Source organism: Paenibacillus mesotrionivorans (genome assembly GCF_046098205.1).
Taxonomy (GTDB): domain Bacteria; phylum Bacillota; class Bacilli; order Paenibacillales; family NBRC-103111; genus Paenibacillus_AR; species Paenibacillus_AR mesotrionivorans.
Genome location: NZ_JBJURJ010000001.1, coordinates 13126 through 39775, shown reverse-complemented (window position 1 = coordinate 39775; position 26650 = coordinate 13126). Strand labels below are relative to the sequence as shown.

Below are 26650 nucleotides of genomic sequence, written 5' to 3'. Positions count from 1 at the left end.
CCATCATGGTCAGAGGAAGATTTGCACCTACGCCGTCCGGACTTCTGCACCTGGGGAATGCGGCTGCCGCACTTCTGGCTTGGCTGCACATACGCGCCCAGGACGGCCAATTTGTTCTGCGAATAGAAGACATAGACGGGCCCCGTTCGAAACCGGAGTTTGCTGAGCGGATTCCGGAGGATCTGCGGTGGCTGGGTCTGGATTGGGAGGAGGGACCGGATACGGGCGGGCCTTACGGTCCTTACATACAAAGCCGGCGGCTGGAGATTTATGCGGAGGTCCTGGAGATGTTGAAGCGGATGGGACATACATATCCATGTTATTGCAGCAGAGCGGAGCTGACAGCCATCGCCAGTGCACCCCATGGACTGGCTTCCGAAGGCCCGGCTTATCCGGGAATATGCAGGAAGGCAAGCAAGGAGGAGCTGGCAGAAAAGGCGTCGCGCAAAACCCCTTCTATCCGGTTTGAGATCCCTGAGGAGCCGCTGGTGTTTGTGGATGAAGCGGTTGGGGTACAGCATGTGCCTGCAGGAGCAGGAGGAGACTTCATCGTGAAACGGGCGGACGGCTTTCTTGCGTACCAGTTGGCGGTAGTAGCCGATGATGCCGCAATGGATATCACGCATGTGCTGCGGGGATACGATCTGCTGGACTCTACGCCAAGGCAGATTTGGCTGTATGAGGCGTTAGGGTGGCAGGTTCCCCGGTTTGCCCATGTGCCCCTGCTGCTGGGTCCGGACGGCAGCCGCCTTGCCAAGCGGCATGGGGGTATTACTTTGGCGGATATGCGGCAACGACAAATCAGGCCCGAAACAGTCATTGGCCTTATCGCGCATGCGTATGGCCTGCTGGACCGTTTCGAGCCTGTAGCCGCCAAGGACCTGATCCCCTTGTTTTCGCTGGACGCCCTTCCCAAGGAAGCGGTCCGGCTGGCAGAGGAGGATTTGGCGGCGGTTATTTCCGGGGGAGACTGATGTTTAGTCAGCTCATGGCCGCTTCCGCTCCGGTTCCGCTCCGGCAGCGGATATAAGCCCGCTTCAGCCGCTGCATGCCTTCCCGTATAACCTCGGGTGCGGAATGGCTGAAGTTAAGGCGGATGGTCCGGCTTCCCCGTCCGTCTGTATGGAAGCCGGTTCCCGGCACAAATGCGACCCCTTCCTCCACAGCCAGGCGGAGCAGCGCCTCCATATCCACTTCTCCGGGCAATTCCAGCCACAGAAACATGCCGCCCTTGGGTGTGCGGACCTTAATTTCACTAAAGGCGGGGTCGGTTCGTAATACCTCCAGCATGGCCTGCATCCGGGCAGCGTATTCCAGGCGGATGTGCCGGATATGCCCATCCAGATCGAATGCTTTCAGAAGCTCCGCCAAAGCCGCCTGGTCCAGACAAGAGGAGTGGAGATCGGCGGTTTGTTTGGCCTTGGCCAGCTGCCGGATCACCGTTTCATCCGCTGCTGTCCAGCCGATGCGCAGGGCGGGAACCACCGTTTTGGAGAAGGTGCTGGTGTAGATCACACCCGGGAAGCCGGTCTCATCCGCCAGAGCTTTGATGGAAGGGGGCAGCGCTTCAGCTTCAAAGCTAAGCTCACCGTATGGGTCGTCCTCGAGGATCATGGTTTCGTAACGGGTACAGAGAGCAAGGATTTCCTTGCGCCGCTCCAGGCTCCAGATGGCCCCGGTGGGATTGGCGAAGGTGGGGATGACGTACAGTAGCTTAGGCTGATGGTCGCGCAGGGTGGTCTCCAACAGATCCGGACGGATGCCGTTCTCATCCGTATCCAAGCCCAGTATGGTGGCGCCGGAGCTTTGGAATACCTGGAGGGCCGCCAGATAGGTGGGGTTTTCGGTAATGACCAGATCGCCGGGCTCCAGGAGAATCCGGGCGGTCAAATCGATGCTTTGCTGGGAACCGGAGGTAATGAGCAATTGGTCGGGGGAGGCTGGGATCCCCTTTCCGGCGAGGCGTTGGGACAGGAGCTGGCGAAGCTCCGGCAAACCCTCCGTCAGCCCGTACTGCATCACGCGCCGGTCTGCGAATACGCGGGAGAAGGCGCTTTTTAGTTCTTCTGCCGGAAACAGCTCCTCAGCGGGCAGTCCGCCGGAGAAGGAGATAATGTCCCGGCCTTGGGTCAGCTTGAGAATATCCCGCACGGCGGAGGAGGTAAACCGGGACATACGGGATGCAAATCGGAATTCCATGGAATAATCACTCCTAAGGGTAGTTGAAGAGGTTGGGTTCTTTTACATTACATAAGGTTTGTTGTGATGATGATGGCGATCATTTATGGCATAGTCAGTTATTGCTAATAATGTAGCATATGAATGTTGCTAAGGCAACATAAATATGATGCTATAGCAACAAATTTGGGCTGTTCGTTGGGAGATGAGGGAAAGTGTGGGGGTTGGAGTAACATTTTTGTGGAGTTATTGTACCGCTGATTTTTTAACGGAAGTGAGCGCGCTTATTTCGGTGTATTTGCCCATTTTGAAAACCTAACGGAAGCAGGAACCTCTATTTCCCTGTGGGCAGGTGTTTTATGAGTAAAATGGGGCTAATAAGCGCTGTGGTGTCCGTTGGCTGATGCTCAGCGATGGTGCCAGACTAGTTGGAGTGCTACAATGTTCTAGCTTACCGCAGCAGCTTGTCTCAACACCTATAATAGATGTAGTCACTCGAGGAGGGAGGTTTACGATGCATATACTCTGGGTTGAGGATGAGGAGGAGCTGCTGGCAGAGGGCGAACGGTTTTTGCGGGGGGAGGGCTGCCGGGTTTCTGAAGCCCGCAGCGCCGAGGAGGTGCCGGCCCTTATAATGCTGGAAAAACCGGATCTGCTGCTGGTGGATTGGACGTTGGCCGGACGCGAGACGGGGCTGGACCTGTGCCGGCGCAATGACCGGGAGTGGCAGCTGCCGCTGTTGATGTTAACCGCCAAGGGGGATGAGTTCGACCGGGTGCTGGCTTTGGAGCTGGGGGCAGATGATTATATCCAGAAGCCCTTCAGTCTTCGGGAGCTGCTGGCGCGGATGAAGGCGGTGCTGCGCCGGTCCGGGAGAGGGGGAGCCAACCGCAACGGAGGCGAGGCGGAGGCTGCTCCTGCACAAACTGATCCTGTCCTGCGAAGAGGACGGCTGACGGTCCGCCCGGAGCAGTATCAGGCGCTGCTGGACGGGGAGCTGCTGGAGCTTACCCGCACGGAGTTTGCGCTGCTGGAGCGGCTGGCCCGGCGGCCGGGGAGAGTGTTTACCCGGGCTCACCTGATGGAGGAGGCACTGGGGGATACATATGTCGGCTTTGAGCGCACCATCGACAGCCATATCCGCAATCTGCGCCGGAAGCTGGGGGATGATCCGGCCCACCCCGAATTCATCCAGACGATTTATGGGGTGGGGTATAAGTTTAATCCCGGTTCGGATGAGAAAACGGGAGTAGACGTATGAGGAAAATGGCCAAGCCATTCCCGGAGCGTGCCCGGATTCCCATGATGCTGGCGGTGATCGGCATCCTGACTGCCTTGTTGACGGCGGCGTTGTTTCACGAGTCCTCCGACGGCGAGGAGGAAGCGGAGCGGCTGGCACTGTATTGGAGCCGGTACGTGAGTCTGGCTCTGGGTGCCGGCGTGAGCCCGCAGGCTCTGGAGGTGCAGCTCCGCCAGGATGCCGGAGCTTATCCGCTCCCAAGCGGCTTCCGCCTGACCGTCACCGACGGGACGGGCGCGACTATAGCCGCTTATTCGCGGTTGGAGGCTGCCCCGCGGTATGCGGCAGCCAAGGCTTTTGTGGCCGGCGGCGGCCCAGCCGGCATGGTCAGAGCGGAGACAGCGGCCGGGCAGGAACCGGCCGTATGGCTCCGCTCTGTAGGGGCCGGGGCCGCCGCGGCGCTATTGGCGGGCCCGGCCCTGTGGGTGCAGCGCCGGCGCTGGCGGCAGCGGCTGGCGCACTGGGCGGACCGGGCGGCTGACGCTGCAGCGGCCGCCCGGTCCGGCAGTGATACGGCAGCGGAGCATCTGCTGCCGGAAGAACGGCGGCTTGCCGGCAGTATAGCGGAGGCCGGCAAGCTGGTCAATCAATTGCAGACGGCCAGGCAGACGATGGTGGCCGAGGTGGCCCATGAGCTCCGCACTCCGTTATCTGTGCTGCGGGTAGCTATGGACAATGCCTTGTACGAAAACCGGCCGCTGCCTCCGGAACGGCTGGCTGTTCTGTCGGAGCAGATTGCCGCTATGACCAGGCTGGTACAAGACCTCCAGGATCTTTCCCTGGCGGAGAACGGGACGCTGCAGCTGGACAAAAGCTGGTTCGAACCGGCGGCAACCGCCGCTTCCATGGCTGAATTACTGGAGCCGGAGGCGAACGAGAAGGGGATTACTATTTCACTCCGCGCGGACTACAGCATCAGGGTGTACGCGGATGAACGGCGGATCCGCCAGCTTTTGCTGAACCTGTTGGGCAATGCCCTGCGCCATGCGCGAAGCCGGGTTGAGCTGAATGTTGCTTCAACGGCTGGAGAATGGGCCATTACTGTCCGGGACGACGGTTGGGGAATTGAAGCCGAGGAAGCGGAGCAGTTGTTCCAGCGCTATTACCGCAAACGTACTTACGCCGACGGAAGTCCGGCACCGCGGGGAATCGGTCTGGGCTTGGCGGTTGTAAAAGGTATCGCCGAGGCTCATGGGGGCACCGCTTCGGTATCCAGCCGTTTTGGAGAAGGGGCTGTCTTCATGGTGAAGCTGCCGCTGTTCCGGGAGTAGGAGTCTTTTTGCGGAAGAAACAGATGATGAATGGGAACCAAGTAATTGAAGCGAGTGTAATTCGACTTGGTGGGTACACAATCAAACCGATAATGCCTGTGAAAAAATCCCGTATAGCGCGATATAGCAGGATTTGTCCGTTTTAGGGTAGCATTCAACGCGGCTATGCTGAAGACCTCTGCTTATGGAAAGAGGAGTTGAAGTTTGCCGTAACGGAACTATGAGGGTCTTACAGTGTTATTTGCATCCTTTTGGGATTCTTACGGAACTATAAGACTCTAAAACGCGGAAAAGCCGGGGTTGGACTGCTAAAAATCCTTCTAAGAGCCGCTGAGTTCCGCTACAGCTGAAAAAGTCAAAAAAGTATGTTTAAGGTCGTTTAAGTTTCCGTTACATCTGGAAAAGTCACAAAAAGTATGTTTAAGGTCGTTTAAGTTTCCGTTACATCTGGAAGCAGGCCAAGGTTTGTGAGGCTATCTGTATCGCTTCAGCTGAAAGCCAGCTAATCCAGCGGGAGTGAGGCCAGCTGAAAGGAAACGTTGACCTCAGCTCTCCTCATAAATCTGCACAACTTCTGCACAATGTCTCGACGATGGCTTCACATGGGGTTGTTATGATGAAGGCATCACCTGCCCCGGGCGGGAGCGGAGAGGAGAGCTTTCATTGATAAAGGCAGAGCAAGTCAACAAAACCTACGGTGCAGGCAGGGAGGCAGCCAAAGCCCTGCGCGAGATCAGTCTGGAACTGGGCAAGGGAGAGATGGCCGCGGTGACGGGACCCTCCGGCTGCGGGAAAACCACCCTGCTTCATGTGCTGGCCGGCTTGGAAACGCCGGACAACGGAACGATCCGGTTGGAAGGCCAGACCATAAATACGCTGGATGAAAAGGCATTAGCCGAGGTCCGGCTGCGCAAAATGGGCTTTGTGTTCCAGTCCTATCATCTGGTACCTGTGTTGAGTGCGGAGGAGAACATCCGGCTGCCCTTGCTGGCAGCGGGAATGAGCCGGAAGGAGGCGGAGGCCCGTTCCCGGGAGATGCTGGAGCTGGTGGGACTCTCCAACAAAGCGGGAGCCTATCCATCCCAATTGTCCGGCGGGCAGAACCAGCGAGTTGCCATTGCCAGGGCGGTGGCCGGAAGGCCGGGCATTCTGTTTGCGGACGAGCCTACCGGCGCCTTGGATTCCGAGACGGCCGAACAGATTATCGGATTATTGGAAATGCTGAACCGCCAATACGCCATGACCGTACTCCTGGTCACCCACGATGAGCGGCATGCCCTGCGGATGCCCCGGCAGATCCGGATGTTTAACGGCCGGATTGTGGAGGATGGGGGGCAGCCAATATGCTGAACCATAGCCTGGCCTGGCGAATGGGAGCTTTATATCTGCGCCGCCAGCTTCGCCAAACGCTGCTCAGCGCACTGGCGGGAGCTATCGGTGCGATGCTGATCACCATGTCCATTTTTCACTACGGCTCTGTCCGCGCCAGCGGCGAAGCGTGGTTGAAGGAGCATTTTGGCCCGGTAGACTGGGCGCTGGTGCCGGCCCAAACGGGGATCTTCACTCCCGAGGCAGCATCCAAAATCACTGGAGGCGGAGCACCGTCTGTTCTGCCTTACCGCTATCTTCCTGCCGTGTCCGCCTCGGCAACGCTTTATTCCGAGGAGCATGCCAGTGCGGATGCCCGGTCCGTGTCCCAAACGCAGGTGCTGGGCTTCGAGTGGAGCGAGGCGGCTGTTTTTGACCCGGCAAACCCGCTGTGGAGCTCCCCTTTAAAGCCGGGAGAGGCCGTGTTGGACGAACAAACAGCAGGGCAATTGGGGATCAAGGCCGGGGACGCCGTATATGTATCCGGCAAGGACGGGCAGCGCCGCGGGTTTGTGGTCCGGGAGACACCGGCACCGGCAGGCTTAAGCGGCTACCGTGGCGACGGCGCCCGCCTAAGCGGCACCTTGCTGCTCCACAATGATGACGCCCGGCAGATCGCGGGGGTAGACGCCGGGGAAGCCAATCTCATTCTGGCCAGCCGGATCAATAAGTCGGATAGTGTTCAAGGAATGAGCATCCTTCCCGAACAGAACGGCTTGTATGACATCCGCTATATCAAGATGAACGCAGAAGGGATGGCGGAAAGCAATTTGGTTGCGGTCATCCTGATTATCAGCATGACAGCCATATTCTCAAGTGCGTTTTTGTTGAGGCAAATCGTCCTTATGCTGGCGGAGTCCCGGACGGAACTGTACGGTGTACTGCGGGCTATTGGCCTGAACCGCGGACAGGTAAGGAGCCTGTTTCGAGCGGAGGCTCTGTTATTAGGCGTTTGCTCAGGTGCAGCCGGAATCCTTATGGGGCTAGCCGGAGGTTATGCCATGGTGCAGATTATCTATGGGACTAAGTTGGCGCAGGAGCTGGGTGCGTCAGGTATTCCGGTACACCCGGGTATGCCCGCACCGGTGCTGGTTGGGGGAATAGCGGCAGTGCTCCTCTACCAGCTGATACTGGTGCTGGCGGCCAGCCGCAGCGCAGGAGCAGGCAGCATCGTGTCGGCACTGCGCGGCGTGAACCGGGAGAGCCGGGTTTCCCGGCGTAAACCCGGGGAGGTGTTGGGAGCGCTTTTGGCCATCGTTCTGCCTTGTGCAGGTATTGTAGGGCTGCATGTCTATATGGCACTGGCATGGAAGCCGGGACAAGCCGACTCGCAGAATGTGCTGGGTTTCGCCGGGATATGGCTGATGGCGGTAGCTGCGCTGGTGCTGCTGGTGCAAACTTGTCTGATCGGAGCGGGAAAGCGGCTAAGCACCAAGGCAGGTCCGTCCGTACTGCTCGCTGTGAAATACGCCAGCCAACGGCGGGGCCGCTCATTTACCGTTATGCTGCTGTTTGCCGTGGGGATGATGACCATTACCTTTACCTCCGGGCTGGGGGGACTCATCGTGGGCAATATGAATCCCAATCAGGGTGTTCGCACCATAATGGGCTATGACGGTTTAGTTCCTTATGAATCGGCAGCGGAAAAAGAGACGGTGGAGCAGCTACTGAAGGAGGACGAGGTTCTGAACCGGCTTGTTTCCGACTCTGCCGACGTGAAACCGTTGATGGTTGCACCGCTAATAAACGGCGGGAATAACCGGCATAGCCAGGCCATGATTCCCGTCCGCCCTGACCTGCTGACCAACGGAAAATGGTCCCTGTCCGCCCGGGCGCCGGAATTTGCAGATGATGAAGCCGCTTGGAACAAGGTGATGTCCGATCCCGGATATATTGTGATGCCGAATCATTACCGGGATTATGGCGGGGCGCAGTCGGAAACCTATTGGAAACCGGAAAAGCTGTTTAATCCGGGGGACAAAGTAGAGCTCGGGTTTTTCCGTAGCGAAAGGGTGGCTGAGGGCGCAGCCCCTGATCTTACCATGACGTTTACCATTGCGGGGTTTGCCGACCCTAATACTGCTGACAATGTTGCTGTCCAATATGCATATGCAGCCTCTTATGTACATCCTGAAGTTTGGGGCAAGCTGCAGGATTACCACCATCCGTGGGGAAATCAGACCCATTTGGGCCTGCTGCTTCTGAAGTTTGATCGGACACAGCTGGAGCAGGATGCCCAAATTGCCCAAAGACTGACCTCCGGCGGAGCCGGAAAGGTGATCATTCCGTATCTGGACAGCTGGCGGGAATACAATGCCAATAAGCGGCTGGTGGATGGCTTTATCGGATTCGCCGCATTATCCTCGGCCATCGGGCTTTTGGGCCTGGCTGTGCTGCAGAAGCGTTCCATCCATGAACGGCAGCGGGAAATCGCCATGCTGAGAAGTGCAGGTGTGCCTTCCCGGCTCCTGCGTCGGGCATTTTTGCTGGAAGGAAGTTTGCTGGGGGGAATGGGTCTGCTGGCCGGATGGGGGATCGGTCTGACCGGCGCGCAAGGTTTTATCCGATTGCTCCAAAGTGATCTCAGGCCATGGCAATCGGCGGTTCCAGTCCAATTTCAGTGGGGTCTCCTCGGAGGCGTCATGGTCGTCATGATGCTGCTGGCGGTTCTGTTCCAGCTTTCGCCGGCCCGCTCCGCGCTGCGCGGTTCACCCGCGGATACCCTGCGCAAGGCGGATGTTTAGCTCAACTAAAAAGGGCGCCGAGCGCCCTTGAATACCGGGAAACCCAGGTCATTCGGATGGCTTTGGGTTTCTTTTTCTATTACTCGGTGCCTGGCTGCCGGTTGGTCCTATCCTCTTCTTCAAACAGGGTCTGCATGTTCCGGTCCAGCGCATCCATAACCCGCCAGAAGGCTTGCATGTCCTCTTCCTCTATGGAATGGCGCAGCTTGTCCCGAACATGGACGGCGGAGGGCAGGCAGGCATCAAGGAGCCGGCGGCCTTCCTCGCTAAGATGCACCTCGCTTTTGCGCTTGTCCGTATGGTCGGCGCGGCGGGAGATGAGATTCTTCTTTTCCATGGTTAACAGGATCCGCGTCATGTTCGGACGGTCGTCCATGATACTGTCCCCCAGTTCCGTTTGGGATTGGGGGCTTTTGACTGCCAATTTATTAAGGATAAACCACTGCTCCGGCGTCAGGTCAAAGCCGCTCTGCTGGAAGGTTATATAATGAAGATGGCGGATCAGGCGCGAGGTCCGGTACATCCGGAAGGCCACCGTTTCTTGAATGGGGACAAAGGAAGAGGTCGACTCCTGCATGATGACTCCTTTTTGGCTTGCTGAATTTGAATTACCCCTAGAATAGGCCGGAAACGCCGCTGCTGTCAAATTCAGGTTTGGACGGGGAAAATGACGGTTTTGTTTCAAAGGAAAGAAGCCCGGTTATAATGGTTGCAAATATCCCGGCATTTGTGAGATTCTTATGGATGACCATGGACTGCCAACAGGCCAGTCCCGAACAGAATTTGCGACCAGGAGTTGTTTTATGGAGGCTATACCAACGGTACAGATTCTCGGCTTGCGCATGTCCCGGCAGGCCAGAACCAATTTTCAGTGGGATTTTATCGCAGCAGCCCTTTTCAGTCTTTTTAACGTGGTGTTCAATCAGTTCTACATCCCTATTGCCATCCGTGGAGGGGCAACGGACTTTCAGGTCGGGCTTTTAAGCGCGGCACCGGCTGTGGGGCTGCTGTTTTCTCCTATCTGGGCCAGCATGGCGGAGCGGCGCAGGGCCAAGTATTTTGTCACCTTCCCCAATATCATCGGACGTCTTCTGATATTTATCCCGGCTCTGTTCACATCACCATGGGTGTTTGTGGGCATTGCAATGGCCTATCAGTTTCTGCAGGGCATCCAGGCGCCGGCATATGCCACCTTGATGACGCAGATTTATCCTGCCGATATCCGCGGGCGGATTATGGGCTATGTCCGGGTAGCTATGGGGCTCCTGATGATTCCGCTGGCCTTTACCGTGGGCATCTGGATTGACCGTGCTGGAAGCTTCTACCCTCTTCTGATCGCAGCCTTAACCGGATCGGTGTCAATGGTTATTTTCAGCATGGTGAAGGAAGAGCGTCTGCCTGACCCCTTGGCTGCCGCCCGCAAAAGGGTCCGCTTCCGGGACCAGTTCACTGTTCTGCGGAATAACCGCCCGCTGGTGCTGTTTCTGATTGCCACCACCTTTTCGGGCTTTGGCAATATGCTGGCCAACCCGCTGTATAACATCATCCAGGTGCAGCGTCTGGAGCTGTCCAATATGGACATCGGGATTGTGCGGATCTGCTACTTTGCCCTTTTGCTCCTGGCGTATTTCTTTATGGGAAGAGTGATTGACCGGTTTGGCCCCAAACGGGCGATGATCATCTGTATCGGCTGCCATGTGATGTGTACGCTTTTGTACGGCATATTCGGGACCTATCCGGCCGTGCTTATGGCCAGCGGACTGCAGGGTTTTGCCGATGCCACCTGGGACCTGGGCTGTCTGGCTTATGTGTTCCGCCTGGCTCCTGGCAAGGAGGGCGTTGTGTTTGGACTGCACCTGATGCTGTTCGGCATCCGGGGCACCATTGGACCTCTGCTGGGGACAGGATTGAATGGGGTGCTGCCCATTGAAGCCATCATCCTTGCAGCCAGCTTCTTCTGTCTGTGCGGGTTTTTGACTCTGGTTTTGGCGAAGGAAAAAGGAAAGGATCCCGCAGAGCTTGAACCTATGTAAATCTCATCTCTATTCCGTTATTCCATCCCGTTGCGGCCCGGCATGATGCTGTGCAGTGCGGGTTTTTGCTTTTGGAGGCGCCTTTGTTGCTTTTTGGATGCGGTCAAGGTATTGTAAAGGACGAGAGATGTTACAGGGGGAACCGCTCATGGAGTTGAAGGTATTGAATGCCCGCATGGAATTTACCGAAGCGGACGGATATGTCGGCAAGGTGGCGTTTGAAGTCGAAGGCCACAAGGAGCCGTATGAAATTGTGCTGCAAAGCAAAAAAGGGAAAGAGTGGAGCTATGGTCTTTTCTTTCTGAGCCAGCCCGGAGACGAGGATCAGATCCTCGAGGTGGAGGATTGGCTGGAAGAGGACGACGATGCCTATTACAGTCTGATTGATGCGGCGAAGCAAGCGCTGCCGGCTTCAGGAGGTTGAATATGTCACATCCCGAACAGGCGTATTTGGATAAATTTTTTCCCAATGGGCATGAGCTGCCCCAGGACAGGCTGATTCCGGCAATCCTGAGCCAGAACGGCCGGACGGAAATGATGTTCCTGGTTAAGTCTGGGGAGCCCCAGGCGGGACTGCTGGCACCGGAACGTGATGCCTTGATGTCCCATACAGATATTTCCGTACAGCTGATGGATACTCCGGATCAAAAAGGGGTTCCCGATCTGCGTATCGGTTTGGAGCTAACCTATCCCGATGCCGTGGTCCGGTTCCATGCGGTGATTACCGACGAAACCGGACAGAAGCAGGCAACGCTGGCAACGGCGCTGCTTCAGGTGCGGCGGATCGCTTTCTTTTTTACGGATGCGGGCATGCAGTTTATTTCCTTCAAGGCCTTCGATTGGCAGCCGGAGGGAATGCCCCACCTGCAGAACATTATGACCGATATTAATCGAAAAGGAACGTGTACATGAGCGAAATGCCTTTTGCATCATTGGGAATTTCCCAACCTTATATCAAGAAGCTGCGGGAAGAGGGGATTGTGACGCCCACTCCGATTCAGGAGGCGGCCATTCCGGTTCTCCTCACCGGCAAGGATCTGATTGCCCAGGCCCAGACCGGTACGGGTAAAACCCTTGCGTTTGCGCTGCCGCTTCTGGAGGGTTTTGACCCGGAGTATCCCCATGTCCAGGGGCTGATTATCACCCCTACCCGTGAGCTGGCGCTGCAGATTACCGCCGAGCTGAAAAAACTGGCTCCTCTGGCAGGCGCCCATATTCTCGCCGTGTACGGCGGGCAGGACGTGGAAGCCCAAAGCCGCAAGATGAAGGGCAATCCGGCTATTGTGGTGTGTACGCCGGGACGTCTGGTGGACCATATGCGCCGGGGCAACATCGATTTGGGCCGGGTACGCAAGCTGGTGCTTGACGAAGCGGACCAAATGCTCCACATGGGCTTTCTGACGGATGTGGAAGGCATTATCCGGCGTCTTCCCAACGCCAGACAAACCATGCTGTTCTCTGCCACTATGCCGGACCAGGTGAAGGCCTTGGCCCGGAATTATATGAAGCAGCCGGAGGATGTGCGGATTCAAGGCAAGCAGGTGACGTTGGAGGAAATCCGCCAATTTGTGGTGGAAACTACGGACCGCGCCAAACAAGCCACTTTGTTCCGCATGCTGGAGGTTTACCAGCCGTTCCTGGCGGTGATCTTCTGCCGCACCAAGCTCCGTGCCAGCAAGCTGGCGGAAGCCATGAAGGATAAGGGCTTCAATGTGGACGAGCTGCACGGCGACCTGACCCAGTCCAAGCGGGAGCAGGTTATGGAGCGTTTCCGCAAGGCCGATCTGCAATATCTGGTGGCGACGGATGTAGCCGCCCGGGGTCTGGACGTGGAAGGGGTTACCCACGTATTCAACTACGACATTCCCCTGGACCCGGAATGGTATATCCACCGTATCGGCCGCACCGGCCGGGCCAAACAAAGCGGTACCGCCATTACGCTGGTGGCGGCTAAGGACCGTGGTCTGCTGGAGAAGATTGAACGGGGCATTCACATGACCCTGAAGCGCCGGAGCATGGAGGAGTTTAACATCCAGGGTTCGGGGATGATGGATGAGGATTATGATCCGCTGGAGAGCGGAAGCGGCAGGAGCGGCGGCGATAGCAGTCGCAAGCGCAGCGCTTCCGGCGGCGGAGCCCGTCCGGCAGCGAGTCGCGGCCAAGGCGCGCGCAGTGGCGGAGGCGGCAGTCGAAGCGCAGGCGAATGGGCCCCGCGGCGCGGCGGCAATGCGGCCGCCGGGCCGAAGGAAGGCGGCCGCCGGAGCGGCGGTAAGCCGGAGCGCAGCGGCGCGTGGAGCGAGGCGAAGCCAGCCCGCGGTGGTGCCGGCGGCGAAGGCAAGCCGGCGTACCGCGGCGGCAGCAGTGCCGGGGCCGGCGAAGGCAAGCCCTACCGCGGCAGCGCAGAGGGTAAGGCGAAGCCATACCGCAGCGGCACAGGCGGAGGCGGCAACGCCGGCGGCGGGTTTGGCGGCAGCCGTGGCGGCAAGCCATACGGCAGCGGCAAACCGTCCGCAGGCGGGCGGCCGGCGTCTGGCGGCAGAAGCGCCGGACCGGCCAGAGGCGGCGAACGCCGCCCCGCACCGAAGGGACGCCGTCCGTAAGCGGCGCGGCGCACAGACGGAAGAGACCGGCAGGGGAGACCCTCCGGTCTTTTTGCTGCGTTGTTCCCTAAGTCGGTTGGAAAACCATCTAAGGTCCGCTTTTCACCGAAGTTGTTGCAGAGTTGTCACGAATTGGACTGGAATGATGTGGCGGAATTGATAAGATAAGTGTAATGTCCCCGACATGACAAGGGAAGCTAACGGAACTCAGCGGCTCTTAAACCATAAAACGAGACTTGCTGCGATTCTAACGGAACCCAGAAGCTTTTAGCGGGTGCCTAGGCACATAAATGGCGCCAAATCCTCTGCTAACAGTCACTCAGTTCCGTTAGATTGGAAGTGGGCCCATTTTTTCCCTCTAAGGGGAGCTCAGTTCCGTTAGCGTCTATACGCGGAAAATGATGAGGTGGAGAATCGTGATTGACAGGAAGACCATGGTACAATTTACGGCGCTGACATTTGCTATTGCCATTCTTGTGTCAGGTGCGTTGATTGTGCTTGGGCCATTCGGCTACAAGGTTCACAATTGGGTTTACTCGATACAGGATTTCGCAATGAACATTCCTTTTGCCATCTACATTTTGTCTCCTGCGATTGCCTCATTTATCATTCTCAAGAGAAATCACAAAGTCACCAATTTGATGGATTGGCTGAAAACGGTTTTTTACGTCAAAAACAAAATTTTTCCTTATTTGTTCGTTATAGCAGGTCTTGCGCTTTATTTTGGAATTCATCTTGCGGTTTCAGGCCGCATTGAATTGGCGCTTCCGTTTTATGCGTTTTTCCTGTCCCTGCCCGGTAATCTGATTATTGGAGGTTTGGAGGAAACGGGATGGTCGTACATATTGCTACCAGGGCTTAACAAAAAATATGGCTTCGTGGTATCCTGCCTTATCGCCGGGGTCATTTGGAGCTTTTGGCATATCCCGCTTTTCTTCATTCCGGGGACAAATCATGGAGAGGGACTAATTAACTTTTGGATGTTCGTTGTGCAGCTTATGGCGTTCCGGTTTTTCTACGGGGCCATCTACCGGATCTCTGGCAAAGGCGGTGTGTTCATGTGTGTTTTATTCCACACTATGTTCAATGCAGCCTCCCCTCTCTTCGGCACTATGACCATGACATGGGCGGGAACCATCGCCGCAAATGCCGCGTTAGTTCTTATATCCATTTGTACCGTTGCGATTTACGATAGAATTGCAGGGGACGCAGGATCGGCCATAGGGCTGAACGGACAGCGCCTGCAATAAGGAGCATCAGCTTCATTACCAGTTGTTACCCGTCACCCGTTTCATTGGAGTGCTTAGTCGTTAACGGACTATAGAGGCGTTATTTCGAGAAAAACGGGCATTTTGCCAATCTAACGGACCCATGTTCCGTTATATGGATGAAAATGATAGTTTTCCAGCTGATTCTGGCTAAATAACGGCTCCTCAGTCCGCGAAAATCCTCCAAACGCGAAAATACGGAAAATAGCGGCTGCTGAGTCCGTAACGTGTTACATAACGGGAGAGCGCAATGTGTGTCGGTAACGAGGGAGTGTAACGTGAGTCCATAACGAGGGAAAGTAAGGTGAGTCCGGAACGCGGGTCCGGAACGTGAAAGTGGAAGAAGAATTCCGGCTCCAATTGGGTGATGTCAGAGAATAAAACTCGAAAGAGAACCCCAGCCTCCGCGGGAAGCGGCAGTCCGGGGTTCTTTAAGATGTTCAGTTCTGTTCCTTTAAGCTATCCAGTTCCGCTTCTTAAAGCTGCTCGGTCCCGTTCCATAAGCTGTTCAGTTTCGTTTCTTGTAGTTGTCCGACTTCGTTCCTTTAATGCGGACGCGTGTTTACCTCGAGAATCCAGACGGTGCCGCCTTTGTCGATGCCGAAGTCAAAGCCCAAGGCCCCGATACCGGCATACTTCGCCTCCAGAAGTGCGGTGCCGCTGCGGGCTACGCCCACCATAGTGGCAAATTTGTCCCGGGCCAAGGAGGGGAAGGTCATTCGCAGCGCCCGGTTGCCGCCTACCATGGTGCCGCCCCGGCATAAATTGGTGACGAACAGCCCGGGTCTGGCAATACGCGCTACCACCGCCCGGATGCGCCAGCTTCCGTTTTCCTTCACCAGCTTTACCCGGTAATCCAGGGGTTTGCTTTGGATGGTCGAAAGCCGGATTCCCTGCTGCAGCATATACGCCCGTTTGCCTCGAATGCCCGCCAGAATCCGCTCCAGCCCGTCCAGATTCGGCGTTTGCCGGACCGTCGCCCCGTATTGGAGCCGGTATCCGCCGCCGGACCCCCGGGAAATCCGCACCACCCCGCTGCCGCCCGTACCCACCACCGGTTTGGCGACAATAAAGGAGTATTGCCCCAGCATTACCCCCAGATGTTCTTTGGAGTAACGGCGGGTATCGGGAATATGCTTGGCTACCCCGCTGTGGGCCTTGAGGATGGCGAACTTTGCCCATTTATCCGCAATTTGCTTCATTGATTACCTCCTGTCTGGAAATGATCATGCCATTTCCGGTTCTCATTCCCACTATATTCTCCACGTCCGCCAATTTCCCGGACCAGCTGCCTAATTATGGTTGACGGCATGATAAATTTGTGCATGTCCGATTACCTTCCACACAATACAAAAATGTTCCAATAAATTTAACCAAATTTCGAATTTTTCAGAAACATGTTAATAAACATAACATCAAGTGGTTGATCTTTTAAGGGAATGCGTGTAATATAACGGTAATCTTCACATGTCTAATAAACATAGACGGAATAAAACAGAAAAAGAGGGGAGGTTCGGCATGATTGAATTCAAGAACGTGAACAAATATTTCGGCAAATTCCATGTGTTGAAAAATGTGAATCTCACGATCCAGAAGGGTGAGGTGGTGGTGATTATCGGTCCTTCGGGCTCCGGGAAAAGCACGGCGCTCCGGTGCATCAACCGCCTTGAGACCATAACCGACGGCGAGCTGGTGGTGAACGGTGTCCCGCTTCATGATAAAAAAGTGGACATCAATGCCTTCCGCCGTAACATCGGCATGGTGTTCCAGCATTTTAACCTGTATCCCCATAAGAAGGTCATCGACAACATTGTGCTGGCTCCCACCAAGGTACTGGGCGTATCCAAGGAAGAGGCGCAGAAAACAGCCATGTTGTACTTGGAGAAGGTCGGTATTGCCGAAAAAGCCCAAAGCTATCCCTCGGAGCTGTCCGGCGGGCAGCAGCAGCGTGTGGCCATAGCCCGGGGGCTGGCGATGAATCCGGAGCTGATGCTGTTCGATGAACCCACCTCTGCACTGGACCCGGAGATGATCGGGGAGGTGCTGGACGTCATGCGTTCCCTGACGCATAACGGCATGACCATGGTAATTGTCACCCACGAAATGGGCTTTGCCCGTGAGGTAGCGGACAGGGTGGTCTTTATGGATCAGGGGCAGATAGTGGAGGAGGCACCGGCCGCCGAGTTCTTCGACAATCCCAAGGAGGAGCGGGCGCAGCTGTTCCTGGGCAGACTGCTTCATCATTAACGGTTTTTCGGTTATCCAATATACATAAAAGGGAGACGATTTCGATGAACAAGTGGAGAGGGTTTCATATTGGATTGGCACTCATGCTGCTCATGATGCTGGTGCTAACTGCCTGCGGTGAAAAAACGGAAGAAACCGCCGCATCCGCAGCACCCAGCGCCGGAACGGCAAGTACGGCTGCTGCCGCATCGCCGGAGGCGAAGATTGACAGCAAAACCATTGACGCCATCAAAAAACGCGGTAAGCTGGTTGCCGGCGTGAAGTTCGATACCAACCTGTTCGGCCTGAAAAATCCGTCTACCGGCAAGGTAGAGGGCTTCGATATCGATATTGCCAAGGCTATCGCCAAGAAGATCCTTGGTGACGAAAACAAGCTGGAGCTGAAGGAGGTTACCTCCAAAACCCGGATTCCCATGCTGCAAAACGGTGAGATCGACCTGATTATCGCCACCATGACCATTACCGAGGAGCGGAAGCAGCAGGTGGAATTCAGCGACATTTACTTCATGGCCGGCCAATCCATCCTGGTGAAGAAGGGCAGTCCCCTGAAGAGTGTGGCTGACCTGAAGAAGGGCGACAAGGTTCTTGCAGTGAAGGGCTCCACCTCGGCCACCAACATCCGCCAGAAGGTGCCGGATGCCACCATTCTGGAGTTTGAGAACTATCAGGACGCATTCACTGCTCTGAAGGCAGGCCAAGGCGTTGCGCTGACCACGGACAATGCCATTCTGTTCGGCATGATGAAGCAGGATGCCAACTACGAGGTTGTAGGCGGGACCTTCACCGATGAGCCTTACGGAATCGCTATGCCCAAGGGTGACACCGGCTTTGCGGGCGTAGTTAACCAGCTTCTGGGCGACATGAAAAAAAGCGGCGACTACGACAAGCTGTACGAATCCTGGATGGGTGTGAAGCCGGCCAAATAATGCCGGTACGTCAAAAGGGATAGGTGGCTTGCCGCTTATCCCTTTTGACACATCTGCAGTTAGGAGAGAAGCGCTATGGCAAAGTTCGATATTGATGTGTTGTTCAAACACTGGGACCGTTTCTTCGAGGGTTTCGTCAATACCATCCAGATCAGCCTGATCGCGTTAGTGGCCAGCTTTTTATTGGGAGCGGTCATTGCCGTGATGCGGATTGCCCCGGTTAAGGCATTGAATTGGCTGGGAACAGGCTTTGTGGAGTTTATCCGCAATATCCCCCTTTTGCTGGTGGTGTATATTTTTTATTACGGGCCTGCCTCCCTGGGTGTGCCTTTGGACGGGTTTGTGTCGGGAACCTTGGGTCTGACGGTATATACAGCCGCTTTTATTGCCGAATGTATACGGGCCGGTATCCAGTCCATCCCCAAGGGACAGAGTGAGGCTGCACGGGCTACAGGTCTGACGTATAACCAGACGATGTTCCATGTGATTTTGCCCCAGGCTATTAAGATCGCAACTCCATCTATGGGCAACCAGTTTCTGAACCTGGTGAAGAATTCGTCTATCCTGGCGGTCGTCAGCGGAATGGATCTGATGTATTATGCGGACCTGATCAATTCGGATACTTTTCTGCCGTTGACGGTTTATTCCCTGGTGGCCTTGTTCTATCTGGTGCTGACCGTTCCCTTAAGCTTCGGCATTCATTATCTGGAGCGGCGTTTTGCCAGAAGCTCATAGAGAGGAGGACGCATCATGGATTTTATAGGAGCTTATTCGGGAGATAACCTGTCTTTTATTATGGAAGGCTTTTGGACCACGGTCTGGATCTCGGTGGTAGCGATCATCCTTAGCTTTGTACTGGGTCTGGTGCTTGGGGTGTTGCGGTATACCCGTATTCCCGGCGTGTATCATGCGGTTGCGGTTGTGGTGGATACCATCCGGAACCTGCCCTTATTGCTGCTTATCTTTTTCGCGTATATGGTGCTCCCGCAGCTGGGTATCAAGCTGGGGATCTATTGGTCGGCAATCCTGGCATTGACGGTATTCGAAGGGGCGATGATTTCGGAGATTGTCCGGGGCGGTCTGACCTCCATCAACAAGGGCCAGATTGAAGCGGCCCGCTCCTCAGGCCTGAGTTACATGCAAGCCCTGCTGCATATTACCCTGCCCCAGGCACTTCGGCGGATGTCCCCGCCTATGGTCAGCCAGTTTATTTCCCTGCTCAAGGATACCAGTCTGGCGGTGATTATCTCGCTGCCGGAGCTTATGCATAATGTGCAGATTGTCAACGGGCAAAAATTCGCCTATGCCATTCCGACCATGCTGCTGGCCGCTGTTTTGTACTTTACCGTCAATTATGTGCTCTCCATCACTGCCCGAAGGCTGGAGGCCAAGCATATCTAACTCTTCCCATTACCTTGTCACAACAAAAAGCTTCGCACATGAAGCTTTTTTTGTTTTCTTTTTGAACCGGAAGGGGATTGGCGCAAAAAGTCGAATAGAACATAGATAGTATACGCTGTTCTTTGCGGAGAACGGCAGGCAGTATCAGATCAGTCGGGAGGATTGGCAGAAGAATGAACAGCATTGTGGTCAAGGATTTGGTGGAAAAATTCGGGCTGGAGGTACTGGCGGGACCTTCCCAATTAAACCGGGCGATCCCGAAGCCGGAGGTTCATCGGCCGGGATTGGAATTCGTGGGTTATTTTGATTTTTTTTCCCAGGATCATATCCAGCTTCTCGGACAAAAGGAAATCAACTATTTACATACCTTATCGGAAGAGGAACGGAATGTCCGCATCGGCAATATCGTCAAGTATCATCCGCCTTGCTTCGTGGTCACATGGAACCAGGAGGGGCTGAAATATCTGATCAAATATTGTGAGGAGGAGAATATTCCTCTTCTGCGGACTCCTCTGCGCACCAAGAAATTCCAGGAGCTGGCCAATTCCTATTTAGGCAAGCTGATGGCGCCGCAAATGACAGTACACGGGGTCTGTGTGAACGTGTCCGGCATCGGCATTCTGCTGCGCGGCAAGTCCGGCGTAGGCAAAAGCGAAACCGCCCATACCCTGATCCGCAGGGGACACAGGCTGGTGGCCGACGATGTGGTGGTCCTCAAAAAAACCGGGCCGGAAACTCTCCTCGGCACCCACGACGGCAAAACCAAGGAATTCCTCGCCCTGCGCAGCATCGGTCTGATTAATGTGTCCCGCCTCTACGGGCGCAGCGCCTTCCAGGATGAGACCCGGGTGGTGCTGGACATTGAACTGACCAAGTGGCAGGACAATGCCCTGAACAATGATCTGGAGCTGGAAACCAAATTTACCGAGTATATGGATATTGCCATTCCCCATATCGAAATCCAACTGCAGCCCGGCCGCGATGTTGCGGGTCTGGTTGAGGCTGCCGCCAACAACTGGTACTTGCGCCAGCAGGGATACAGCGCCATGAATGACTTCCTGAAACGACTGGAGATGGACGAATGAGCCTGCAGCCTGCGCAAAACAGCATGAAAGCCCCCTTGTTCCGCGATCCCATCTATGACGGAGCGGCTGATCCGGTGATGGTGTGGAACCGGGAGCTGAAGGAATGGTGGATGGTGTATACCAACCGCCGGGCGACGGCGGAGGGTGCGGGAGTAGCTTGGGTGCACGGCACGGATTTGGGTGTGGCCGTGTCCCGGGACGGCGGACAAAGCTGGCTGTACAGAGGCATCCTGGAGGGGCTGGATGTGGAGTGGGGCCGCAATACCTTCTGGGCACCGGAAATCATCTACAATAACGGGTTATACCATATGTACGTCAGCTATATTCAGGGGGTTCCCATCCAATGGGCCGGCCACAAGCGGGAAATTCTCCATTATACCAGTGCCGATCTGCTGGCGTGGCAGTTCGAAGCCAAGCTGGCGTTAAGCTCGGACAGGGTAATTGACGCCTGCGTGGAGGAGCTGCCCGGCGGTGGCTTCCGGATGTGGTACAAAGATGAGGCCAACGGCTCCCATACCTATGCCGCGGATTCGGAGGATTTGTATACCTGGCGGGTAACAGGACCGGTTATGGAGACCCATGCTCATGAAGGGGCCAACGTGTTTTCCTTGGGCGGCTCCTACTGGATGATAGTGGATGAGTGGAAAGGGCAGGGGGTTTACCGCTCGGCGGATCTGGAGCATTGGGAGCGGAACGGGCAGATTCTGGCCGAGTCCGGCAGCCGGGAGGATGACCGGGGATTCGGCTTCCATGCGGATGTTGTGGCGGTGGGAGAACGGGCCTGGATTTTCTACTTTACCCATCCCGGACGGGTTCCGGGTGTGGATAATGGATATGAAGGCAGGCGCAGCTCTATTCAAGCGGCTGAATTGGTGGTAGAGGATGGCCAACTGGTTTGCCGCCGGGACATTCCGCCGGTCTGCCTGCCGGTTCCGGAACAATCTTAAAAAACTAGACGAGGAGCTTGAAACATGATTCGTTGCATCTATCGGGCGCAGTTGAAGGAAGGACATGAAGAGGAAGGGCTGGAGCTGTTCCGCCAGCGGCTGAATGCCGTCCGCAGGGATATGGCAGACGGGCTGTTGATGACCCTCACCGGGCACCGCTGGAAGCGTTCTGTATTCCTGTATTATGAATGTTTGAATGAGGCGTTTCACCCGGACAGATGGTTTGCCGGTATGGAGCAGGTGCTGGAGGCTTGGCCGGGGGCAGACAAACCGAGAAGCTGGATCCAGATGATCGATGTGTTCCACTTTAACGCGCCGGAAAGCCCGGAGCATTGGCGGCGGAAGGCGCCTGTGGAGCGGAGAGTGGGCAGAGTGGCGCATCTGCTTCCGGAGATGATGGCCAGCTATATTTATTACCACTACCAGCTTCAGGAGGAGCATGCCTTCTTCGGTCCCAAATATGAGATTATCGCCATGCATGAAAATCTGCTGTTCGGCTATCAGGAGTTTCCCGCTGTGGTGGAGGAGCCCGTATTGCCGCGGAAGCTGAACACCAAAGGAACTCCAGCCACCTGGACCGATTCCCGGATGGATCTGCATTTCCAAGCGTGGGAGGATGGGCATCTGTATTTCAAGCCGGTGGAGACGCTGTTTGCGTTCTATGAAACGGAGGAGCAGGTATGAGTGTGACGATTGCCCAAGCTACAATCCGTGAGCTGGATGAAGCAGCCGTTTTGTTCGATGAATACCGGGTGTTTTACGGTCAGGAAAGCGATTTGGAGGGAGCCAAGGCTTTCCTGTTTGACCGTTTGGAGCATGGGGAATCCGTTATTTTCTTAGCCAGGGATGAAGCTGACGGAACGGCAGTAGGCTTTATGCAGCTCTATCCGTTGTTTTCCTCCGTCTCCATGAAACGCATCTGGCTGTTGAATGACCTCTATGTGCGTGAATCCCACCGCAGTAAGCAGGTAGGCAAGGGTCTTCTGGAGGCTGCGCAGGAATTTGCCGTTCTCACCAAGTCCAAAGGGCTTGAAATCGCTACCCAGGTGACCAACCTGCGGGCTCAAAAGGTATATTTGGAGCACGGATATGTGCAGGATGAGGAATTTTTCCACTATTATATGCTGGTATAGGGGAATCCTGGGCAGGGAGGGGGCGGCATTATGTTGGGGGTTGAGCATTACACGGTCTTTTTATTATCGGGGCTTCTGTTGAATATGACACCGGGCAGCGATACCCTGTACATCTTCGGCAGATGTATGTCCCAAGGGAAAACCGCAGGTATGATGTCCGTGTTCGGCATTATCTCGGGGGCTTTTGTGCATACGGCCTTTGCCGCCTTCGGGTTGTCCGCCATTCTGATGCACTCCGCTTTGGCCTTTAACCTGATCAAGTGGATCGGCGCTGCTTATCTGGTTTACCTGGGGATCAAGTCTATCCGCAGCAGGGAAAATCCTGCCATGGAATCGGGTGTTATGCCCAAGGAAGGGCTGCGCAAGATTTATCTTCAAGGCCTCCTGACCAATGTGTTGAATCCCAAGGTGGCCTTGTTCTATCTGGCTTTCCTGCCCCAGTTCGTCAGTGCCGACCAAACCTACGGCGCACTCCCGTTCCTGATTCTCGGGCTGACCTTCATTACAACCGGGACACTGTGGTGTATGCTGCTGGTGGTGGTATCCGACTTCATGACCAAGTGGCTGCGCCAAAGCCAATTCGGCAAATACCTGAACAAGGTGACGGGCGTCATTTTTGTGGGGTTGGGACTGAAGCTGCTTGGAGCAAGCCGCACATAAGGAAATGAAGGGTAGGCAAAAGCAAATACCGGATAACGGCCCCAGGTCCGCTTTCCGGTATTTTTTTCTTGTGATGAGGTTTGGATGTGTTTCGTATTAAATGCCGTTGTTGCGGAAATATTGCAGGGAGATTCTTATGCTGTCCAGCGGGGACCCGGTAAACTGCTCCTGCTCCACAATGTAATATTGGATGCCGGCTTCTTGGGCCAGTGAGAACACACTTTTGAAATCCACAACCCCGTTGCCCACCTCGGTATCATCGCGTCCGTCGCCGAAGTCCTTGATATGCACCAGGGGAACCCGCCCGGCATATTTCTTGATATATTCAGCAGGGGATTTACCGCCCTTATGAACCCAGCCCAGGTCAAACTGCATGGTGAACAGTTCTGCCGGAATGCGGGCCAGCATCTGGTCGATGATGGTTTCACCGTTGACGGTTTTGAATTCGAAGGCATGGTTATGGTAGCCGTATTGCAATCCGGCCTCCTTCACCAGCTCCGCGGCCCGGGTCAGGAAGCGGATACGCTCGTCCAGCTCCTCTTCTGTCGGCACCTCGGAGAAAGGGGACCAGGGAGTGATAATATGCTTCAGTCCCAGCTCCTGGGCATATTCGATCTGCTGCTTCAGTCCTTCCTCCATTAACGCCATATCGGTAAAGTTGATGCCAATATGAGCTGAAGGCGCTTCCAGACCGCATTCATCTAATACCGCTTTCACTTCCTTGGCCGAAAAACCGAAAAATCCGGCAAATTCCACAGCTTCATACCCGATTTCCGCTACCTGGCGGATCGTTCCCAGAAAATCATCTTTGGTTAAATCGCGAAGCGTGTACAGCTGCAGTCCTACCTTGGGATTCGCCATTCCCTTCACCATCCGCTCTTATGTTTAAAGTTTAACGTTTACCCCTCCAGTATAGTGAAGCGCTCTCCAAAAACCTAGCAGCATTCTTGTGGTGTTTATATGTGATTTTGTCCTGAAGGCAGGAAACCTGCTATAATAGGCTGGAATAGGGTAGAAACCGAGGTGATGGCAATGGTGAAAAAAAGAAATGCGCAGAACGCCGCCAAATCCAATGAACGCAGCGATGCCCCCGCAACCCTGAAGGATCTTCTGGATGCCGGTACTCTCAGCAAGCTGAAGGCGCAGGCGGAGGAAATGAAGGCGGAGGAAGAAAAACGCCGGCTGGAGCAGAAGGAGCGGGAGGAAGCGGCCAGGGCTGCAGAGAAAAAACGCCTGGAGAATGACTTCGAGCATCTGCTGAACAACAGCAAGCTGGATTGGCGCAAGCATAAATAACCGCCATGCAAAAAGACTGTCCGAAAGGGCGGTCTTTTTATGAATTTCCATAAAATAACAGGCAGGTGTACGGATGACAGACAAACGTGTGCTGGTCATTGATGACGAATGGAATATGCGCAATCTGCTGCGAATCTATCTGCGCAAGGAGGGGTATCAGGTTACGGAGGCTTCATCGGGCAGGGAGGGGCTTGAGTGCCTTGGCCGGGAGGCTTATGACCTGGTGGTGCTGGATATCATGATGCCCGACATGGACGGTTGGCAGGTGTGCGCCAAAATCCGGGAGGGTTCTGTGACACCCGTCCTGATGCTGACGGCACGTTCGGATACCCGCGACAAGGTCAACGGCCTCAAGCTGGGGGCGGATGATTATGTCACCAAACCCTTCGAGCCGGAAGAACTGCTGGCCCGAGCGGAAGCGCTGATTCGCCGTTCCCGGCAGCAGCCGGTATCCGGAAATCCGACCAAACCCGTTGTCCAGGTCGATATCGGGGGACTTGCGGTTTATCCGGAGGCCCGGGAGATCCGCATTCACGGTTCATTGGTGGAATTTACCCCGAAGGAATTTGACATGCTGGCTCTTTTGGCCAAAAATCCGGGGCGGGCCTATTCCCGGGATTCCCTGGTGGAGCTGTTGTGGGGGTACGATTTTTCCGGGGAAACCAGGGTGGTGGATACCCATATCAAGAATATCCGGGAGAAAACGCAAAAGGCGGGTTTATCCTATAACCCTATCCAGACGGTGTGGGGGTTGGGCTATAAGTTTAATCTGCCTGGTCCCGGAGGCTCCTATGAAAAGCATTAACCGCATCGGGCTGAAGCTTGGCGCGGTTATTGCAGCCTTGCTGTTGCTGGTGATCCTCGTTCTGGGTTTGGTCATCGACCGGGTTTTCACGAATTTTTACCATAACCGGATGAGCGGGGATGTTGATGAGCTGGCCCGCCATTTTGCGTCCATGGCCCAATCCCATGAAAGCGGGACGGACGAGCTGATCCACATGTTTGCCGAATTTTCCAATGTGTCCATTTCCATGACGGATATGGAGGGTAAACGTACAGCGGAGCTGGGTAAGCTGAAAATCGCCGACACCGGATTTATTAAGCCGCAAGCCTTGCAGGCTCTCCAGCAAGGGCAATCCTCCGCTTCGGAATACACAGATTCCTGGGGAGAACGGTATTTTGTTTCGGTTTATCCGATTAGAGAAGGGGAGCATGCCGGAGCGGCGCTGTTTGTGCTGTCGTCTATGCGGACAATGGATGAGTCATTGGGACAGGTGCGATTTCTGATCGCTGTTTCCGCTGCCGTTGCCTTTGTCCTTGCCATCGCCTTCAGCTACGTTGTTTCCCAGATTATGTCCCGGCCTTTGGTGCGGATGGAAAAAGCGGCGCGCTCGATTGCCCGTGGGAATCTGGAGGAAAGGCTGACGGTAGGCTCCCGGGATGAAATCGGTGCCTTGGCCGAAGCCATTAATGATCTGGCCCGGGATTTGCAGCATATCCGCGATACCCGTCAGGAGTTCTTTGCCAACATCTCTCATGAGCTGAGAACCCCCATTACCTATATGGAGGGTTATGCCAATGTGGTCCGCGAGGGGCTGTATGAAACGGAGGAGGAGAGGCAGCAGTTTCTCGGGATTATCCAGCAGGAGGCCCGTAAGTTGAATGTGATGATCCATGATCTGTTCGAGCTGTCCAAGATGGAGGAGGGTAAAATTGATCTTACACCGGAGCGGCTGGACATCGCTGGCTTGGTTAGTGACTGTGTGCAAAAAGCCCAGTTAAAGGCCAGAGGGAAGCAGCTTCTCCTGGTGCAGGAGATGAATAGCCCCCTCCCGGATGTACAAGGTGACAGCTTGCGGCTGGAGCAGGTAATGACGAATCTGCTAGACAATGCCATCCGGTATACGGAGGCCGGGGAGATCAAGGTAAGTGTTGTCCCTGTGAACGGCTTTGTGGAAATTGCAGTCCAGGATACGGGAATCGGAATTCCCGGGGATGAGCTGCCCTATATTTTCGAACGCTTCTACCGTGTGGAGAAATCCCGCTCCAGGGAATACGGCGGTACCGGCCTTGGACTGGCGATTGCCCGCAAGCTGGCGGAGCTTCACGGCGGAGAACTGCTGGTTTGGAGCAGACCTGGAACCGGGACCCGGTTTACTCTCCGGCTGCCTGCCGCCGATACCTGAATTTCAA

General features: G+C 55.4%; 26 protein-coding genes. 22 read left to right on the top strand and 4 right to left on the bottom strand.

The features are described from left to right. Nucleotides 1-5 precede the first annotated feature (5 nt). Nucleotides 6-974, top strand: coding sequence for a tRNA glutamyl-Q(34) synthetase GluQRS (gluQRS, locus tag ACI1P1_RS00200; RefSeq protein ID WP_416214337.1), 969 nt, complete (start codon nucleotides 6-8; stop codon nucleotides 972-974). 7 nt (nucleotides 975-981) lie between these two features. Here gluQRS and ACI1P1_RS00195 read toward each other — a convergent pair whose 3' ends face one another. Further along, nucleotides 982-2199, bottom strand: coding sequence for an aminotransferase-like domain-containing protein (locus ACI1P1_RS00195; protein WP_416214336.1), 1218 nt, complete (start codon nucleotides 2197-2199; stop codon nucleotides 982-984). A 493-nt stretch (nucleotides 2200-2692) separates the two neighbouring features. Here ACI1P1_RS00195 and ACI1P1_RS00190 point away from each other — a divergent pair, with 493 nt between their 5' ends. The 4 genes from ACI1P1_RS00190 (at nucleotide 2693) to ACI1P1_RS00175 (ending at nucleotide 8861) form a co-directional block, all read left to right on the top strand. Continuing rightward, nucleotides 2693-3439: a response regulator transcription factor gene (locus tag ACI1P1_RS00190; RefSeq protein WP_416214335.1), complete on the top strand. Its 747-nt coding sequence runs from the start codon at nucleotides 2693-2695 to the stop codon at nucleotides 3437-3439. Continuing rightward, nucleotides 3436-4749, top strand: coding sequence for a sensor histidine kinase (locus tag ACI1P1_RS00185; protein WP_416214334.1), 1314 nt, complete (start codon nucleotides 3436-3438; stop codon nucleotides 4747-4749). The genes ACI1P1_RS00190 and ACI1P1_RS00185 overlap by 4 nt, the downstream gene beginning before the upstream one ends. Before the next feature lie 663 nt (nucleotides 4750-5412). Beyond that, nucleotides 5413-6099, top strand: a complete 687-nt coding sequence (locus ACI1P1_RS00180; RefSeq protein ID WP_416214333.1) for an ABC transporter ATP-binding protein — start codon at nucleotides 5413-5415, stop codon at nucleotides 6097-6099. Continuing rightward, nucleotides 6093-8861, top strand: coding sequence for an FtsX-like permease family protein (locus ACI1P1_RS00175; protein ID WP_416214332.1), 2769 nt, complete (start codon nucleotides 6093-6095; stop codon nucleotides 8859-8861). Before ACI1P1_RS00180 ends, ACI1P1_RS00175 begins: the two co-directional genes overlap by 7 nt. A 79-nt stretch (nucleotides 8862-8940) precedes the next feature. On the opposite strand, the gene ACI1P1_RS00170 is transcribed toward ACI1P1_RS00175, so the two are convergent. After that, entirely contained in the window at nucleotides 8941-9438 is a 498-nt protein-coding gene (locus ACI1P1_RS00170; RefSeq protein ID WP_416214331.1) for a MarR family winged helix-turn-helix transcriptional regulator, read from the bottom strand. A gap of 226 nt (nucleotides 9439-9664) precedes the next feature. Here ACI1P1_RS00170 and ACI1P1_RS00165 point away from each other — a divergent pair, with 226 nt between their 5' ends. The 5 genes from ACI1P1_RS00165 (at nucleotide 9665) to ACI1P1_RS00145 (ending at nucleotide 14744) form a co-directional block, all read left to right on the top strand. Beyond that, complete coding sequence (locus ACI1P1_RS00165) at nucleotides 9665-10894, top strand: MFS transporter (protein WP_416214330.1); 1230 nt, start codon at nucleotides 9665-9667, stop codon at nucleotides 10892-10894. Nucleotides 10895-11042: 148 nt separating this feature from the next. Beyond that, nucleotides 11043-11318 (top strand): hypothetical protein, encoded by a 276-nt coding sequence (locus ACI1P1_RS00160; protein ID WP_416214329.1) that lies wholly within the window; start codon nucleotides 11043-11045, stop codon nucleotides 11316-11318. Between the two features lie 2 nt (nucleotides 11319-11320). Further along, nucleotides 11321-11806, top strand: coding sequence for a hypothetical protein (locus ACI1P1_RS00155; RefSeq protein ID WP_416214328.1), 486 nt, complete (start codon nucleotides 11321-11323; stop codon nucleotides 11804-11806). Beyond that, nucleotides 11803-13494 (top strand): DEAD/DEAH box helicase, encoded by a 1692-nt coding sequence (locus ACI1P1_RS00150; protein ID WP_416214327.1) that lies wholly within the window; start codon nucleotides 11803-11805, stop codon nucleotides 13492-13494. Before ACI1P1_RS00155 ends, ACI1P1_RS00150 begins: the two co-directional genes overlap by 4 nt. Nucleotides 13495-13895: 401 nt before the next feature. Beyond that, entirely contained in the window at nucleotides 13896-14744 is an 849-nt protein-coding gene (locus tag ACI1P1_RS00145) for a CPBP family intramembrane glutamic endopeptidase (RefSeq protein ID WP_416214767.1), read from the top strand. Nucleotides 14745-15307: 563 nt separating this feature from the next. Here ACI1P1_RS00145 and ACI1P1_RS00140 read toward each other — a convergent pair. Next, nucleotides 15308-15964 carry a YheC/YheD family protein gene (locus ACI1P1_RS00140; protein ID WP_416214326.1) on the bottom strand — a complete coding sequence of 219 codons (657 nt, stop codon included), beginning with the start codon at nucleotides 15962-15964 and terminating at the stop codon, nucleotides 15308-15310. Between the two features lie 316 nt (nucleotides 15965-16280). Here ACI1P1_RS00140 and ACI1P1_RS00135 point away from each other — a divergent pair, with 316 nt between their 5' ends. The 9 genes from ACI1P1_RS00135 to ACI1P1_RS00095 all read left to right on the top strand — a co-directional run bounded on the left by ACI1P1_RS00135 (nucleotide 16281) and on the right by ACI1P1_RS00095 (nucleotide 23161). Then, entirely contained in the window at nucleotides 16281-17009 is a 729-nt protein-coding gene (locus tag ACI1P1_RS00135) for an amino acid ABC transporter ATP-binding protein (protein WP_416214325.1), read from the top strand. 44 nt (nucleotides 17010-17053) lie between these two features. Next, complete coding sequence (locus ACI1P1_RS00130; RefSeq protein ID WP_416214324.1) at nucleotides 17054-17935, top strand: transporter substrate-binding domain-containing protein; 882 nt, start codon at nucleotides 17054-17056, stop codon at nucleotides 17933-17935. Between the two features lie 75 nt (nucleotides 17936-18010). Next, the gene (locus tag ACI1P1_RS00125) at nucleotides 18011-18670 is read left to right on the top strand and encodes an amino acid ABC transporter permease (protein WP_416214323.1); all 660 of its coding nucleotides are present in this window, start codon (nucleotides 18011-18013) and stop codon (nucleotides 18668-18670) included. Between the two features lie 15 nt (nucleotides 18671-18685). Beyond that, the gene (locus tag ACI1P1_RS00120; protein ID WP_416214322.1) at nucleotides 18686-19336 is read left to right on the top strand and encodes an amino acid ABC transporter permease; all 651 of its coding nucleotides are present in this window, start codon (nucleotides 18686-18688) and stop codon (nucleotides 19334-19336) included. Between the two features lie 173 nt (nucleotides 19337-19509). Continuing rightward, entirely contained in the window at nucleotides 19510-20421 is a 912-nt protein-coding gene (gene hprK / locus ACI1P1_RS00115; protein WP_416214321.1) for an HPr(Ser) kinase/phosphatase, read from the top strand. Further along, nucleotides 20418-21368, top strand: coding sequence for a glycoside hydrolase family protein (locus tag ACI1P1_RS00110; RefSeq protein WP_416214320.1), 951 nt, complete (start codon nucleotides 20418-20420; stop codon nucleotides 21366-21368). The genes hprK and ACI1P1_RS00110 overlap by 4 nt, the downstream gene beginning before the upstream one ends. Nucleotides 21369-21392: 24 nt before the next feature. Continuing rightward, entirely contained in the window at nucleotides 21393-22052 is a 660-nt protein-coding gene (locus ACI1P1_RS00105) for a hypothetical protein (protein ID WP_416214319.1), read from the top strand. After that, nucleotides 22049-22501 (top strand): GNAT family N-acetyltransferase, encoded by a 453-nt coding sequence (locus tag ACI1P1_RS00100; RefSeq protein ID WP_416214318.1) that lies wholly within the window; start codon nucleotides 22049-22051, stop codon nucleotides 22499-22501. The genes ACI1P1_RS00105 and ACI1P1_RS00100 overlap by 4 nt, the downstream gene beginning before the upstream one ends. A gap of 30 nt (nucleotides 22502-22531) precedes the next feature. Then, a complete protein-coding gene (locus ACI1P1_RS00095) occupies nucleotides 22532-23161 on the top strand; it encodes a LysE family translocator (RefSeq protein WP_416214317.1) in 630 nt (209 codons plus the stop codon). 96 nt (nucleotides 23162-23257) lie between these two features. Here ACI1P1_RS00095 and ACI1P1_RS00090 read toward each other — a convergent pair whose 3' ends face one another. Then, nucleotides 23258-24022 carry a sugar phosphate isomerase/epimerase family protein gene (locus ACI1P1_RS00090; protein ID WP_416214316.1) on the bottom strand — a complete coding sequence of 255 codons (765 nt, stop codon included), beginning with the start codon at nucleotides 24020-24022 and terminating at the stop codon, nucleotides 23258-23260. A 171-nt stretch (nucleotides 24023-24193) separates the two neighbouring features. Here ACI1P1_RS00090 and ACI1P1_RS00085 point away from each other — a divergent pair, with 171 nt between their 5' ends. The 3 genes from ACI1P1_RS00085 (at nucleotide 24194) to ACI1P1_RS00075 (ending at nucleotide 26643) form a co-directional block, all read left to right on the top strand. Continuing rightward, on the top strand, nucleotides 24194-24457 hold the full coding sequence (locus ACI1P1_RS00085) for a YqkE family protein (RefSeq protein ID WP_416214315.1): 264 nt from the start codon (nucleotides 24194-24196) through the stop codon (nucleotides 24455-24457). Between the two features lie 73 nt (nucleotides 24458-24530). Further along, nucleotides 24531-25262, top strand: coding sequence for a response regulator transcription factor (locus ACI1P1_RS00080; RefSeq protein ID WP_416214314.1), 732 nt, complete (start codon nucleotides 24531-24533; stop codon nucleotides 25260-25262). Continuing rightward, complete coding sequence (locus ACI1P1_RS00075) at nucleotides 25249-26643, top strand: sensor histidine kinase (protein WP_416214313.1); 1395 nt, start codon at nucleotides 25249-25251, stop codon at nucleotides 26641-26643. The genes ACI1P1_RS00080 and ACI1P1_RS00075 overlap by 14 nt, the downstream gene beginning before the upstream one ends. Nucleotides 26644-26650 lie beyond the last annotated feature (7 nt).

Excerpts from the sequence above, each read along its gene's own strand:
- gluQRS (WP_416214337.1), top strand. The coding sequence starts at position 6 with ATGGTCAGAGGAAGATTTGCACCTACGCCGTCCGGACTTCTGCACCTG.
- ACI1P1_RS00195 (WP_416214336.1), bottom strand. The coding sequence starts at position 2,199 with ATGGAATTCCGATTTGCATCCCGTATGTCCCGGTTTACCTCCTCCGCC.
- ACI1P1_RS00190 (WP_416214335.1), top strand. The coding sequence starts at position 2,693 with ATGCATATACTCTGGGTTGAGGATGAGGAGGAGCTGCTGGCAGAGGGC.
- ACI1P1_RS00185 (WP_416214334.1), top strand. The coding sequence starts at position 3,436 with ATGAGGAAAATGGCCAAGCCATTCCCGGAGCGTGCCCGGATTCCCATG.
- ACI1P1_RS00175 (WP_416214332.1), top strand. The coding sequence starts at position 6,093 with ATGCTGAACCATAGCCTGGCCTGGCGAATGGGAGCTTTATATCTGCGC.
- ACI1P1_RS00170 (WP_416214331.1), bottom strand. The coding sequence starts at position 9,438 with ATGCAGGAGTCGACCTCTTCCTTTGTCCCCATTCAAGAAACGGTGGCC.
- ACI1P1_RS00165 (WP_416214330.1), top strand. The coding sequence starts at position 9,665 with ATGGAGGCTATACCAACGGTACAGATTCTCGGCTTGCGCATGTCCCGG.
- ACI1P1_RS00160 (WP_416214329.1), top strand. The coding sequence starts at position 11,043 with ATGGAGTTGAAGGTATTGAATGCCCGCATGGAATTTACCGAAGCGGAC.
- ACI1P1_RS00155 (WP_416214328.1), top strand. The coding sequence starts at position 11,321 with ATGTCACATCCCGAACAGGCGTATTTGGATAAATTTTTTCCCAATGGG.
- ACI1P1_RS00150 (WP_416214327.1), top strand. The coding sequence starts at position 11,803 with ATGAGCGAAATGCCTTTTGCATCATTGGGAATTTCCCAACCTTATATC.
- ACI1P1_RS00145 (WP_416214767.1), top strand. The coding sequence starts at position 13,896 with ATGAGGTGGAGAATCGTGATTGACAGGAAGACCATGGTACAATTTACG.
- ACI1P1_RS00140 (WP_416214326.1), bottom strand. The coding sequence starts at position 15,964 with ATGAAGCAAATTGCGGATAAATGGGCAAAGTTCGCCATCCTCAAGGCC.
- ACI1P1_RS00135 (WP_416214325.1), top strand. The coding sequence starts at position 16,281 with ATGATTGAATTCAAGAACGTGAACAAATATTTCGGCAAATTCCATGTG.
- ACI1P1_RS00130 (WP_416214324.1), top strand. The coding sequence starts at position 17,054 with ATGAACAAGTGGAGAGGGTTTCATATTGGATTGGCACTCATGCTGCTC.
- ACI1P1_RS00125 (WP_416214323.1), top strand. The coding sequence starts at position 18,011 with ATGGCAAAGTTCGATATTGATGTGTTGTTCAAACACTGGGACCGTTTC.
- ACI1P1_RS00120 (WP_416214322.1), top strand. The coding sequence starts at position 18,686 with ATGGATTTTATAGGAGCTTATTCGGGAGATAACCTGTCTTTTATTATG.
- hprK (WP_416214321.1), top strand. The coding sequence starts at position 19,510 with ATGAACAGCATTGTGGTCAAGGATTTGGTGGAAAAATTCGGGCTGGAG.
- ACI1P1_RS00110 (WP_416214320.1), top strand. The coding sequence starts at position 20,418 with ATGAGCCTGCAGCCTGCGCAAAACAGCATGAAAGCCCCCTTGTTCCGC.
- ACI1P1_RS00105 (WP_416214319.1), top strand. The coding sequence starts at position 21,393 with ATGATTCGTTGCATCTATCGGGCGCAGTTGAAGGAAGGACATGAAGAG.
- ACI1P1_RS00100 (WP_416214318.1), top strand. The coding sequence starts at position 22,049 with ATGAGTGTGACGATTGCCCAAGCTACAATCCGTGAGCTGGATGAAGCA.
- ACI1P1_RS00095 (WP_416214317.1), top strand. The coding sequence starts at position 22,532 with ATGTTGGGGGTTGAGCATTACACGGTCTTTTTATTATCGGGGCTTCTG.
- ACI1P1_RS00090 (WP_416214316.1), bottom strand. The coding sequence starts at position 24,022 with ATGGCGAATCCCAAGGTAGGACTGCAGCTGTACACGCTTCGCGATTTA.
- ACI1P1_RS00085 (WP_416214315.1), top strand. The coding sequence starts at position 24,194 with ATGGTGAAAAAAAGAAATGCGCAGAACGCCGCCAAATCCAATGAACGC.
- ACI1P1_RS00080 (WP_416214314.1), top strand. The coding sequence starts at position 24,531 with ATGACAGACAAACGTGTGCTGGTCATTGATGACGAATGGAATATGCGC.
- ACI1P1_RS00075 (WP_416214313.1), top strand. The coding sequence starts at position 25,249 with ATGAAAAGCATTAACCGCATCGGGCTGAAGCTTGGCGCGGTTATTGCA.